General features: G+C 67.6%; 12 protein-coding genes. 7 read left to right on the top strand and 5 right to left on the bottom strand.

Annotation, left to right across the window (positions count from 1 at the left end; translation table 11 throughout):
* Window positions 1-47: 47 nt before the first annotated feature.
* The 5 genes from D4765_RS01425 to D4765_RS01405 form a co-directional block, all read right to left on the bottom strand.
* On the bottom strand, window positions 48-899 hold the full coding sequence (locus D4765_RS01425) for a spermidine synthase (protein ID WP_136640443.1): 852 nt from the start codon (window positions 897-899) through the stop codon (window positions 48-50).
* A 17-nt stretch (window positions 900-916) separates the two neighbouring features.
* Window positions 917-1,516 carry an HdeD family acid-resistance protein gene (locus D4765_RS01420; protein WP_161580311.1) on the bottom strand — a complete coding sequence of 200 codons (600 nt, stop codon included), beginning with the start codon at window positions 1,514-1,516 and terminating at the stop codon, window positions 917-919.
* 121 nt (window positions 1,517-1,637) lie between these two features.
* Entirely contained in the window at window positions 1,638-2,102 is a 465-nt protein-coding gene (locus tag D4765_RS01415; RefSeq protein ID WP_136640441.1) for a nucleoside deaminase, read from the bottom strand.
* The gene (locus D4765_RS01410) at window positions 2,099-3,520 is read right to left on the bottom strand and encodes a purine-cytosine permease family protein (RefSeq protein ID WP_136640440.1); all 1,422 of its coding nucleotides are present in this window, start codon (window positions 3,518-3,520) and stop codon (window positions 2,099-2,101) included. Before D4765_RS01410 ends, D4765_RS01415 begins: the two co-directional genes overlap by 4 nt.
* Window positions 3,521-3,582: 62 nt before the next feature.
* Window positions 3,583-3,981, bottom strand: coding sequence for a pyridoxamine 5'-phosphate oxidase family protein (locus D4765_RS01405; protein WP_136640439.1), 399 nt, complete (start codon window positions 3,979-3,981; stop codon window positions 3,583-3,585).
* A gap of 50 nt (window positions 3,982-4,031) precedes the next feature.
* On the opposite strand from D4765_RS01405, the gene D4765_RS01400 reads away from it, so the two are divergent.
* The 7 genes from D4765_RS01400 (at window position 4,032) to D4765_RS01370 (ending at window position 12,881) form a co-directional block, all read left to right on the top strand.
* Complete coding sequence (locus tag D4765_RS01400; RefSeq protein WP_136640438.1) at window positions 4,032-5,243, top strand: exonuclease SbcCD subunit D; 1,212 nt, start codon at window positions 4,032-4,034, stop codon at window positions 5,241-5,243.
* Window positions 5,240-8,230, top strand: coding sequence for an AAA family ATPase (locus D4765_RS01395; RefSeq protein WP_161580310.1), 2,991 nt, complete (start codon window positions 5,240-5,242; stop codon window positions 8,228-8,230). The genes D4765_RS01400 and D4765_RS01395 overlap by 4 nt, the downstream gene beginning before the upstream one ends.
* Before the next feature lie 72 nt (window positions 8,231-8,302).
* Entirely contained in the window at window positions 8,303-8,677 is a 375-nt protein-coding gene (locus D4765_RS01390; RefSeq protein ID WP_136640436.1) for a hypothetical protein, read from the top strand.
* 67 nt (window positions 8,678-8,744) lie between these two features.
* A complete protein-coding gene (locus tag D4765_RS01385; RefSeq protein ID WP_136640435.1) occupies window positions 8,745-10,127 on the top strand; it encodes an LLM class flavin-dependent oxidoreductase in 1,383 nt (460 codons plus the stop codon).
* Window positions 10,124-11,164 carry a methionine ABC transporter ATP-binding protein gene (locus D4765_RS01380; RefSeq protein WP_136640434.1) on the top strand — a complete coding sequence of 347 codons (1,041 nt, stop codon included), beginning with the start codon at window positions 10,124-10,126 and terminating at the stop codon, window positions 11,162-11,164. The genes D4765_RS01385 and D4765_RS01380 overlap by 4 nt, the downstream gene beginning before the upstream one ends.
* Window positions 11,161-11,898, top strand: coding sequence for a methionine ABC transporter permease (locus tag D4765_RS01375; protein WP_136640433.1), 738 nt, complete (start codon window positions 11,161-11,163; stop codon window positions 11,896-11,898). The genes D4765_RS01380 and D4765_RS01375 overlap by 4 nt, the downstream gene beginning before the upstream one ends.
* Before the next feature lie 77 nt (window positions 11,899-11,975).
* Window positions 11,976-12,881, top strand: coding sequence for a MetQ/NlpA family ABC transporter substrate-binding protein (locus D4765_RS01370; protein WP_136640432.1), 906 nt, complete (start codon window positions 11,976-11,978; stop codon window positions 12,879-12,881).
* Window positions 12,882-12,887 lie beyond the last annotated feature (6 nt).

Raw genomic sequence — 12,887 nt, 5'->3', positions numbered from 1 at the left:
GCCGGGCGTCGGGTATCTGCCGGGCGTCGGGTATCTGCCAGGCATTGTCAGGCCGCCGGCCACGGCTCGCCGGCGTGGGCGCGAAAGTGTTCCTCGTCGGGTGGGGGAGAGTCGCTGGCGGTGGCATCAGTCACCACGGGTGCATTGCCGATGAAGCGATGTGCCTCGTCGCCGATGAGCACCCGCGGCGGCGGCGTTTCAGCCGAGAGAGATCCGGTCGAGACCGCGAAGCCGAGCGGGCTGTCACTCGCGAAGAGCACGACGTTGCCGATCTCGGTGTTCGACGTCATATCGTGGCGCACAACCACCGCGACATTTGTGAACAGCGCGGCGAGCGTCGCCGCCTGGCCGCGGGAGTACACGAAGCCGGGCCCGTCGAGGAGGTTGACGGCCAGAAGTGCGCCCGGGGCCATACGTCGGGTGACGAGGACGTAGAACTCGAGGCTGGCCACCCGCGCCGAGATGACGGCCCCAGCCCACAGATCGACGACGGTGACGTCGGCGCAGACATCAACATCGAGGTCGGCCCGCGCGGCGAGGTCGCGGGCATCTCCGTAGAGCAGACAGATGTCGTGGCCCGCCGGCAGCGGTAGCACCGCGAGCATGGCCCGCGACAATTCTTCGTCGCGCTCGACGACCCATTGCACCGAGCCGGGCCTGGTCGCCGCGACATAGCGAGGCAGGGTCAGGGCGCCACCGCCCAGGTGCGCCACGCTGAGCGGCACACCCGGTGCCGCCCACGCGTCGATGGCTCGGGCGATGACGCGAACGTAGTCGAACTCCAGCACGGTGGGGTCGGTGAGCGACACCTGCGACTGCAGAACCCCGTCGACGGTGAGTAACCAGGTGCCGGTTGCGGCGTCGACGAGGGTCAGTTCGGTTGGGGGCTGGGCGGGCATCCACCCAGCCTACAAAGTCAACGTGAGGTTTTGGCGACTTTCACGGGGCGGCCGAGAGTGAACGCCGACATGCCCTGAAAGACGCCCAGGATGATGAGCGTGTACGCAGCGAAGACGGTGAGTACGGCGAGCGACCACAGCGGCACGAAGATGAACACAATGCCGGCGATGAGCGACAGCACGCCGCTCAGGGTGCCGAACCAGCGCGACGAGTCGTTGACGGTCTGGGTGAGGGCGATGATGCCCTCGGTGATCCACGAGATACCGATGAGCAGCGCGAGCACAACCAGAGACGAGAGCGGGTTCTTCAGCGCGAAGACACCGGCCACCAACAGAAACACGCCGAGAATGACACTCAGTACACGCACACCCGACGAGAGCGACCCGTTCACGATGCCCACGACAACGCGCACGAGACCCACCACGAAGAAGTAGAGCCCGAAAAGGAACGCCACGACCTCGAGCGTCGAACCCGGCCATACCAGTACCACGATGCCGATGATCACCGAGAGAACGGCGCCCACCCACAGCGCCGTCTTGAACCACCGGATGGCGCTCGGCGGAATGTCTTCGGTGTGAAACGAGAATCGAAACAGACTCGGCTGCGGTACTGACACGGTAACCCCCTGGTGGTGCTGATGTGATGGTGCTGATCTGACGAGCAGATCTCAGAGATCTCTCTGACTCCACAACTTACCCGAACGGGGGAGGGCCCAGGAAAGCGCGCCCGTGCGGCGATCAACCTTCGCCGATGTCTTCGTTCCAGAGCACCGGATGCCCGGCGATGAACTCCCGCATCTCTCCGATCAGCGTGGCATCGTTCAACACGCTCACCTCCACGCCGTTCTCCGCCAGCCACTCCTGCCCGCCGAGAAAGTTCTGATCGTCACCCACGACGACCCGCCCGATGCCGAACTGGCGCACCAGCCCCGAGCAGTACCAGCACGGTGAAAGCGTGGTGACCATGACGGTGTCGCGGTAGCTCCTCTGTCGGCCGGCGTTTCGAAAGGCGTTCGTCTCGGCGTGCATCGCCGCGTCGTCGTCTTGCACGCGGCGGTTGTGTCCACTGCCGAGAAGGGTGCCGTCGGCGGCGAAGAGCGCGGCGCCGATCGGGATGCCGCCCTCGGCCGCACCACGGCGGGCCTCGGCTGCCGCGACGGCGAGCTTCTGGGCATCCGTCGCGTAGATGTCGCCGACACTCATGCGACAGTCTGTGCGTCGTCGCCCGCGGCCAGAGGTGCACCGAGCTGGGGTTTGACGGCCGCGAACAGCACGGCGTACAGCACCGCGGCGAGCACGAAGCCGACTACGGCCGTGAGGTCTCCGACGCCGGGAGCGGCAGCGGGAACCACCCCGATGAAGAACGACTGGTTGGAGAACAGCCAGATCGAGACCACCAGGCTCACCACGAACGCGATGATGCCGGCCGGATTGCGGTACCTGGCCGTGTCGCCGACGATCGAGGCGATCTCGGTGCCGCGCCTCAGAAACCGGTCGACGAAGACCACGCCGAGCCACGGGGCTATCCAGTAGGCGATGACGAGCAGGAAGTTCTCGTACTTCTCACCCGCATCGGCCAACGCGCTCCACGCGATGAAGAAGCCGATGACTCCGAACCCGAGCGCCACGAGCGCGCGCCTCAAGGCGAACGGTATCGAGATGCCCGCCGCAAGGAACGACATGGCTCCCGAGTAGATGTTCAGCGAGTTCGCGGCGATCGCGCCCACCGCGATGGCGACGAGCGTGAGGTCGCGGATGACCGTGGGCATGCTCGACGTGAAGGAGGTTGTGGGGTTGGTGGGGTCGAACCCCGCGATGGTGGCAGCCGCGGCTCCGGCCGCCATGAGCACCGCGCACGACACGAAGTTGCCGAGGCCGGCGGCCCACGCGATGGTGCGCCTTCTCGTCGCCGTGGGCAGGTAGCGGCTGTAGTCGGCCGCGTACGGGTTCCAGCCGGCTGCGTAACCGAAGGCGGCCCCGGCGGCGAGCGTGAAGCCGCCGAACGAGAAGCCGCTGCCCCCGGCCACGAAGCCCAGGTCAGCGTGCACGAAGATGGTCACGGTCGCGGTGATGAAGATCGCACCGAGCACGTAGCTCGCGTAGCGCTCGAACAGCTGTACAAGGTCGTGCCCGACGAATGCGACGGCCACCTCGACAACCACAACGATGAGCAGCGCCAGAACGGTGGGCATGCCGGTGAGGGTCGACAGCGCGAACGCCCCGCTGACCGAGTTCACGGCGAACCAGCCGAGCCCGGCCATGACGGTGTTGATGGCCGCGGGCAGAATGTTTCCCCGGTAACCGAACGCGGTGCGGCTGAGCACCATCTGCGCGAGGCCTTCGCGTGGCCCCCAGGTCGACAGGATGCCCTGGGTCAGCGCTCCCGCGGCACAGCCGAGCACGATCGCGGCCATGGCCTGCCAGAAGCCGAGCCCGAAGAACGCAATCGCGATGACGCCCACGAAGACGGTGGCGAACTCGAGGTTCGGTGCGCTCCACGTGGCGAACAGCTGCCAGGGCGATCCGTGACGGCGTGCGGCAGGGATCGCCTCGATTCCGCCGGGTTCGATCCGCGTTGGCGAAGCTTCGGCGGATGCACGAGTGAGCGTGTGGTCGGTCATGCAGAAATACTAGGCGCAGCGTCGGCCGGTGTCTCTGCCCTGGCGCTTTTGTGCTGCGGCGTCTACGAGACGGGTGCCGCCGCGACGCCGGATGACCCGAGCAGCGTGTCTGCAGCGATCTCGATGACTACGCGGCGCGGGTTCACGCCCGGTTGCCGGTAACGGGCCGCGTACAGCTGTACGGCGTGGGCCACGGCGGCCGGGTCACGATCGATGCGGGCGGGGCCCGACAGCGACAGCCAGCGCGCGCCTTCGACCTGGGCCACGGTCGCGTGGCCGGCACGCTCGACGTTTCGCACCTTCTGCGTCTCGTCTGAGGTGATGATGCGCACGAGCCCGTTCTCGAACGTGAAACCGACGGGAACCGAGTGGATGCCCCCACTGCGGCCGAGCGTCGACAGGATGGCGAGGTGGCGCTGAACGACGAAGTCGAGCCCATCGGGCGAAAGCAGAACGGTCATAGTGTGCTCAATACTGCACCAGTGTCGGCGGAGCGGGCTACGGTCGAAGCGTGAAGATCTTGCATACCTCCGACTGGCACATCGGGCGGAGCTTTCACGGCCACGCCACGCAGCCGTTCGTGCGTGAGGTGTTCGCGGCCATGGTCGAGCTCGTTGAGCAGCGCGGCATCGACGTCGTGGTCGTCTCGGGAGACGTGTTCGACTCGGCCACTCCGGCAGCCGAGAACTACGAGGTGCTCACCGAGACGCTCGGGGCGCTTCGGCAGGCCGGCGCCATCGTGGTGATGACGAGCGGCAACCACGACTCGGCGACGCGCCTCGGTTTTCAGTCGGGGTTCGCGTCGCTTGGCGGCGTGCACGTCATCACCCGGCACGAGCAGCTCGACACGCCCGTCACCATCGACGACGACCACGGGCCGGTGCACTTCTACGGCATCCCGTACCTCGAGCCGGCGCTGGTTCGCCACCACTACCCCGACACGCCCCTGCGCAGCCACGAAGAGGTGCTCGGCCACGCGATGAGCCGCATCAGAGACGATCTGGCTCATCGCGGTGGCCGCAGCGTCGTTCTCGCCCACGCGTTCATCGCCGACGTGCCCGCGAGCGATGTCGAGCGCGACATCAGCGCCGGCGGGCTCGACCTGGTTCCGCTCTCGGTCTTCGATGGCCCCGACTATGTGGCGCTCGGCCACATCCACGGCCGGGCGACGCTTCGAGACGGCGTGCGGTACTCGGGTGCCCCGCTGCACTACTCGTTCAGCGAGGCGGGCAAGCCGCGGGGTGGATGGCTGGTCGAACTCGATTCGGCGGGGCTCCATACGGTCGAGTGGGCCGAACTACCGGTTCCTCGTCGGCTGAGCGTGCTGACGGGGGAGATCGACGAGCTGCTGGGCGGCGAGCAGTACGGCGAGAACGAGAACGACTGGGTGTCGGCCATCCTCACCGACCGGGTGCGCCCGCTCGACGCCATGCGCCGGCTGCAGGTGCGGTTTCCCTACGCGGCTCACCTCGAACACCGGCCGGCGGTGACGGCCGAGCGATCTGCGGCGACCTACGCCGAGCGGGTTCGCGGGGCGAGCGACACCGAGGTCGTGGCCGGGTTTCTCGAGCACGTGCGCAACGGCGTGGGGCCGAACGCGGGGGAGCAGAGGTTGATCGCCGACGCACTCGGTGCCGGGGGCGACCGCCCGGGTACCCGTTCAGCGCCAACCGAGCGATCAGCGCCAACCGAGCGGTCAGCGACGATCGAGGGTGCCTCGTGAAGATCAGGCAACTGCGACTCGCCGGCTTCGGGCCGTACCTCGGCGAACAGCACGTCGACTTCGATGCCTTCGCCGACGACGGAATTTTTCTCATCACGGGCAAGACGGGAGCAGGGAAGTCGACCATTCTCGACGCCATCTGCTACGCCCTGTTCAACGGGGTGCCGCGCTACGACGGCACCCAGCAGAAGCTGCGGAGCGACCACGCGGGCCCTGCGAACCCCACCTGGGTCGAGCTCGAGTTCACCGCAGGGGGCGTCGACTACCGGGTCAGGCGCAGCCCCGAATACGACAAACCGAAGCTCCGCGGAACCGGGCTCACGAACGCCGCGGCCACCGCCGAACTGTACCGGCGTGAGGGCGACACCTGGCAGGGCATCGCGGCCAAGCCGGTCGATGTGGGCCGCCAGCTCGACCAGATCGTGGGCCTCACAAAAGACCAGTTTCTGCGCGTGATGCTGCTCGCGCAGAACCGTTTTCACCACTTTCTGCAGTCGACCAACGACGACAGGCAGGCGGTTCTGCGTACGCTGTTCGGCACCGACCGTTTTCGGCAGGTTGAAGAGGTTCTGCTCGAAGAGCGCCGCACGCTCGAGCAGGCGTTGGCCGGCACCTCGGCCCGGGTCGAGCAGCGCGCCGGCCAGGCTGCCGAGCTGCTTCGTGTCGACGCGCCGGCGGCCGCCACTCCCGGCTGGTTCGCCGAGTCGCTCGCTGCTCTTCAGACGCGGGTTCAGGATGCCCGGGCGACGGCCGCGCGAGCCGACACCGCACACACCCTCGCCGCCGCCGAGTACCGCCGGCTCGAAACCGTTCGGGCCCTGCAGCTGCGGCGCGCGGCGGCCACCGCGGCGCTCGAAACCCTCGGCGAGACGCAGCCGCAGATCGATGAGCTGCGGCTGGCCGTGAAGGCCGCAGGGCGCGCCCGGGCCGTGTGGCCTCACATCACCGCGGTTCGGGGCGCCGAGGAGGGCCTTCGCACGGCCGATGTGCTCGAGCGGGTCGCGCGGGTCGATTACGTGGGGGCTGCTGGCGGCGCCGCTGGCGATCCTGGCGATCCCAGCGATCACAGCGATCACAGCGAGGCGGTGACAGCCGCGGGCCTGCTGGTCGAGGTCGACGAGACCACACGCCAGCTGGGGTCGCTCGCCGACGTGCTGGCTGACGAGAAGACACTGCCTGAGCTCGAACGGCGGGAGCACCGCGCGCGCGACGCCGTGGCAGCGGCCGAGAGCGCCCTCGCCAACGCGACCACCGAGGCCGAGCAGGTGCCGGCTGCACTCGACGAGCTCACCGCGGCACTGGCAGAGGCGCGGCTCATTGCCGGGGGAGCACCCGATGCAGTCGACGCCGCCGCACGCGCCTCGGCCGCACTGGCTGCGGCCGAACGCGTCACTCAACTCGACACACAGCTCGGGGAGGCACGGGACGCCCACCGCACGGCCAGCGCGGCACACCTTGCCGCCGCAGCGAAGCACCACGCCCTCGTCGAACAGCGGCTCACCGGCCACGCATTCGAGCTGGCCTCCGCGCTGGTGCCGGGCGAACCGTGCGCTGTCTGCGGATCACGCGCCCACCCGGCGCCCGCCACGAGCGATGCCCCGCCGGTGACGGCCACCGACGTCGACGCGGCCCGCGACACCCTCGAGCGGTGTACGACGGCGATGGATGCCGCGAAACTCACCGTCGACGACCTCGCCGTCGCTCGCGCCGAGGCCCAGGCCCACGCGGGGCAGAAGCCGGTCACCGAGCTCGAAGAGCAGCGGGCGGCAGCGCTCGAGCGCGTGCAGCAGGCGGCTGCGGCCAGGGGGCGGGCGGGCATCCTCGAGGCCGACGTCGCGCGCCTCGCCGACACGGCCGCGGCGCTGCGCGAGCGGTTGGGCGCGCTGGCGACCCGCCGAGACGAAGCGAGCAGCGCCCTCACCGAGACGCGCACGGTGCGCACCTCGGTCGCCGCCCGCGCCGAAGCCAACCGGGGCGAGTTCGAAACGGTCAGCGCGCGGTACGACCGGTTGTCGGCCCAGCTGGCACGCGCCCAGCTGCTCGCCACGGCGATCGAGGCCGTGACCGCCCGGCGGCACGATCTCGACCGAGCCCACGATGCCCTCGTGGCGCAACTCGACGAACACGACTTCGCCGATGCGGCGGCGGTCGAGCAGGCACTACTGGCACCCTCTGCTGCGGCTGACGCCGAGAGCACGCTGCGGGGCCACGACGAAGCGCGGGCCGCTGCAGCCGCCATTCTGGCCGACGCCGAACTCAGCGATCTGCCAGCCGAACCCGTCGACGTCGACGACACCGCGCTGCGTGCCGCTCAGGAGACCCGCGATGAAGCGCTGGCCGAGTCGAGCACCCTCGCCGACCGGCTGGGTTCGCTGCAGACGGTCGTTGCCGCCGCGAATGCCGTTTTCGCCGAGTCTGCCGCCCTGCTGGAGCAGTTCGATGCGGTCGACGAGCTCGCCCGGGTGGTGCACGGAGACGACCCGAACACCATGCGCATGAAACTCGAGACCTACGTGCTCGCGGCACAGCTCGAGGAGATCGTCGCCGCGGCCAACGCACGGCTGAGGGTCATGAGCGCCGGCCGGTACTCCCTCGAACACGACGACTCGGTTCAGTATCGCCGGGCTCAGTCGGGGCTCGGCCTGAGCATCCTCGACGAGCACACCGGCAGGTCGCGGCCGACCCACTCGCTTTCGGGAGGTGAGACTTTTCTGGCCTCGCTCGCCCTCGCGCTCGGACTCGCCGAGGTGGTGACCCAGCAGGCCGGCGGCCTGAGCCTTGACACGCTCTTCATCGACGAAGGCTTCGGCTCGCTCGACGCCGACACCCTCGACATCGCCATGAGCACCCTCGACAGCCTGCGCGCCGGCGGTCGCACCATCGGGCTGATCAGCCATGTCGGGTCGATGGGGGAGCAGATCCACGCCACCCTGCGCGTGGCAGCCGATACCCAGGGGCACAGCACCATCTCGCAGTCGCTCGATTAGCGTGCGGAGCCGCTGACCGTAGTGACCGCCCCTGGGAGGCGGCTGCACCCGAGGCAGGAATATGCTGGAGAGATGAGTGGCAGACAACTCCTCGCTAACCCCGTTCGGCGCACCCCCGACGGCCTCCGCCTCACATCGAAGACGTGCCCGTTCGCCTCGAACTGCTCCTGCGTCTTCGCCGGGCCCTCGTCGGCCCATGCCACCAAGCCGCTGGCGTCGGCGCCCTTCAGCGAAACCACCCGTGCAGAGATCGCCGAGTGGCAGCTGCGCGGCTTCGTGGTCGTCTCGACCGACGCCCACGAGGTCGTTCTCGAGCGCACCCGCCCGACCTCGTTCTGCGTGAACGTGCTGCTGGTCATGCTGACCGCCTCGCTCTGGGCATTCGTCTGGGCGAGGCGCGCCCGCCACCCGCGCATCGAGCGCCACACCGTCACAATTCTGGGCTGAGTCCTGAATGTGACGTTGTGTAACGTCGCGGTATCACAACGCGCCGCGTTTCGCAGAAAATGTGTACATGGCCCGTCAGATTCGTTTTAATGCTTTCGACATGAACTGTGTCGCCCACCAGTCGTCAGGAATGTGGCGTCACCCCGAAGACCAGTCGTGGCGCTACAAAGACCTCTCGTACTGGACCGACCTCGCGAAGCTGCTCGAACGCGGCCGTTTCGACGGTATCTTCATCGCTGACGTACTCGGTACGTATGACGTGTACGGCGGATCGAACGAGGCGGCCATTCGCCACGGCGCCCAGGTGCCGGTGAACGACCCCATTCTGCTCGTGTCGGCGATGGCTGCTGTGACCGACCACCTCGGGTTCGGCATCACGGCTGGCACGGCGTACGAGCATCCGTACCCGTTCGCCCGCCGCATGTCGACGCTCGACCACCTCACGAAGGGCCGGGTGGGCTGGAACGTCGTCACCGGCTATCTTCCGAGCGCCGCGCGCAACATGGGCCACGAAGACCAGCTCGAGCACGACGATCGCTACGACGTGGCCGACGAGTACCTCGAGGTGCTCTACAAGCTGTGGGAGGGCTCGTGGGAAGACGACGCCGTCATCCGCAACCGCGAGACGGGTGTCTTCACCGACCCGAGCAAGGTGCACGAGATCGGGCATTCGGGCAAGAACTTCCAGGTTCCGGGCATCCACCTGTCTGAGCCGTCGCTGCAGCGCACGCCCGTCATCTACCAGGCGGGGGCGTCACCCCGCGGCATCCAGTTCGCCGCCGGCAATGCCGAAGCCATCTTCGTCGCCGCGTCGACGAAGGCCGGGCTGAAAGAGACCGTCAGCAAGATTCGGGATGCCCTCGAAGAGGCCGGTCGTGACCGGTACTCCGCCAAGATCTACACTCTGCTCACGATCATCACCGACGAGACCAGCGAGAAGGCCCACGCCAAGCACGCCGATTACCTGCAGTACGCGAGCGAAGAGGGCGCCCTCGTCTTCATGTCGGGCTGGATGGGCATCGACCTGTCGACGTACGACCTCGACGAGCCCATCGGCAACGTGAAGAGCAACGCCATTCAGTCGACGGTCGCGAACTTTCAGGCCGCGAACGAAGACGGCAGCGAGTGGAAGGTGCGCGACATCGCGAAGCTCGGCGCCATCGGCGGCCTCGGCCCGTTCATCGTGGGCTCGCCCTCTGAAGTGGCCGACCATCTCGAGGAGTGGGTCGCCGAAACCGACGTCGACGGGTTCAACCTCGCGTACGCCATCACGCCCGGAACCTTCGAAGACGTCGTGACGTTCATCATTCCCGAGCTGCAGCGGCGCGGCTCGTACCCCGAGGAGTACGTCGAAGGGGCACTTCGCAACAAGCTCCTCGGCCGCGGTGACCGCCTGCCCGACGAGCACCGCGGTGCCGGTTACCGTTACGCCCTGCCCGCGCGCACATGATCACCGTAGAGAAGCTCACGAAGGTCTACGGCAATGGCGACAGTGCCGTGACCGTGCTCGACAACCTCGACTTCAGCGTGCAGCAGGCTGAGATCTTCGCTGTCGTCGGGCCGAGCGGCGCCGGCAAGAGCACCCTGGCGCAGTGCGTCAACCTGCTCGAGCGGCCCACTTCGGGTTCGGTCATCGTGAACGGCGAGAACCTGTCGCAGCTCACCGAGGCGCAGCTGCGGGCCGCCCGGCGCCGCATCGGCACGGTGTTCCAGTCTGACGGACTCTTCAGCCGTCGAACCGCCGCCGAGAACATCTCGCTGCCGCTCGACTACCTGGGCGTCACCCGCGCCGATGCGAAGAAGCGCGTCGGCGAGCTGCTCGAGCGCGTCGGGCTGTCGTCGCACGCCAAACACTACCCGCACCAGCTCTCGGGCGGCCAGCGCCAGCGCGTCGGCATCGCCCGCGCCCTGGCGCTCAAGCCGACCGTGCTGCTGGCCGACGAGGCGACCTCGGGGCTCGACCCCGCGTCGACCGCGTCGATCACCGCGCTGCTCAAAGAGCTCCGCACCGACCTCGGTCTCTCGATTCTGTTCATCACGCACGAGATGGAGACGGTGCTGCAGGTGGCCGACTCCGTAGCGCGCCTCGACAACGGGCACATCGTGGAGTCGGGCCGCGTCGTCGACCTGCTGCGCGACGCCTCCTCACCGCTCGGGCGCGACCTGAACCCTGCCAAGCCGGCCCTTCCTGCCGCGCCCGACGAGACCACCTGGTTCGTCAGCTACACCTCTGCCCACGTGCCCTCTGACTGGGTCACCCGGCTCGGCGAGGCACTGTCGAGCCCGGTTTCGCTGCTCGGCGCCTCGATCGAGACCATCGAGGGTGCCGTCGTCGGCCACGCCCAGGTGGGCCTACGTGCGGCGAATGCTGAAGCGGTCATCCGGCAGGCCCAGAAGCTGGGGCTGGATGCCCGGCCCGCCGCCGCGCACGACCTCGCCTCGACGACAGTGGCCGCGCCTGCCGGCCAGAAGGAGCCCGTCGCATGAGCGCCCTGCACGCGAACGTCAACGATATTCCGCTGGCCGGCATCCCCGCCCTCGTGCTTCCTGCGCTCGGCGAGACGCTGATCATGGTGGGCATCGTGATGGCGATCGTAGTGCTGGTGGGCGTGCCGCTCGGCGCGATCATCCACAACCTCGCCCGCGACGGGCTGTTCCCGAACCCGGCGCTGCACTCGACCCTCAGCTGGATCGTCAGCGTGGGGCGTTCTCTTCCGTTCCTCATCTTGATGGTGGCGATCATTCCGTTCACCCGACTGATCACTGGCACGAACATCGGAATCGCGGCCGCGGTCGTACCGATGTCGGTGGCGGGAATCGCATTCTTCACCCGCATCGTGGAGAACTCGCTGCGCAGCGTGCCGCCGTCTCTCGTGAAGGTGGCGAAGGCATCCGGTGGCTCGTCATTCCAGATCATCTGTACGGCGCAACTCGGCGAGGCCATACCTTCGCTCATCGGTGGGCTCACGATCAACACGATTGCCATGATCGAGTACTCGGCCATCGCCGGAACAATCGGAGCCGGCGGAATCGGCTATGTGGCCGTCACCTACGGCTACCAGCGATTCGATAACCAGGTCATGCTCGCCACAATCATCATTCTTGTCGCCCTGGTGGCAGCGGTGCAGGTGATCGGTGACGCGCTGGTGCGGCTTACGACGCCACACAGCGCCGCACGGGTCAGCCGCCGGTCTGTTCGGCGCCCGGTGCTGGTGCCCTAGCCGAAACCCCCTCTTCTCCTCTTCGTTCTTCCTCGTTTCTCCTCACCTTCCGCAGCCGCCTGAAAGGCACTACAGCCATGTCTGAAAACACCCCTGAAACCCCCGAGAACGGCCACGGCTTCGAGCTGAAGAAGCGCCGTCGTTGGCCCTTCATCGTGGGCGGCGCGGTGGTCGTCGTCGGAATCGCAGCCGGCATCACGATTCCGCTGCTGAACCCCACCGCCTCGGCCAACACTCAGGCGGGGGCCGTGCTCTACGTGGCCACCGCCGAGGGCAATGCGTCTGAAGAGGCCCTTGTCAACTACGTTGCCACGAACATCGCACCGAAGTACGGCATCACGGTCGAGTTCAAGGGGCTCGCCGACAGCAACACGATCAACCGCGCGGTGAGCGACGGCGAGGTGGCCGCGACGGTCTACCAGCACAAGCTCTGGCTCGGGCAGGTGCTGCAGGCCAACCCCGACTTCAAAGAGGAGGCCGCCACACCCGTCTTCCGTTGGGGCTTCGGTCTCTGGTCAGACAAGTACACCGATGTGAGCCAGATTCCGGATGGCGGCACCATCTCGCTGTACTCCGACCCGGCCAACGAAGCCCAGGGTCTCTGGATCCTCGACAGCGCCGGCCTCATCACCCTGAAGCCGGGAACCAGCAAGGGCACCGCGACGCAAGACGACATCGCGTCGAACCCCAAGCACCTGAAGTTCACCCTTCTCGACTTCGCCGCGCAGTCACGCGCCCTGCCCGACCTCGACGCGGCCGTGGGCTACACCGAGTACTACCTGGCAGCGAACATCCCGATCGCGAAGCAGATCTTCGCACCTCAGGCCCCCGACGAGTTCGCCGGCCAACTCACCATCGGCTCGAACTTCGCCGACACCGACAACATCAAGAAGCTCGTTCAGGCGTTTCAAGACCCCGCCGTGCAGACCTTTCTGGCAACCGACCCGTCGGTGAAGAACATTCTGCTGCCGCTTCAGAAGTAACCATGC

This window comes from Subtercola vilae, from assembly GCF_004923255.1.
Lineage (GTDB): Bacteria > Actinomycetota > Actinomycetes > Actinomycetales > Microbacteriaceae > Subtercola > Subtercola vilae.
Note: the sequence above shows the minus strand (reverse complement) of the source record. Positions and strands in the feature narration are given on the sequence as shown.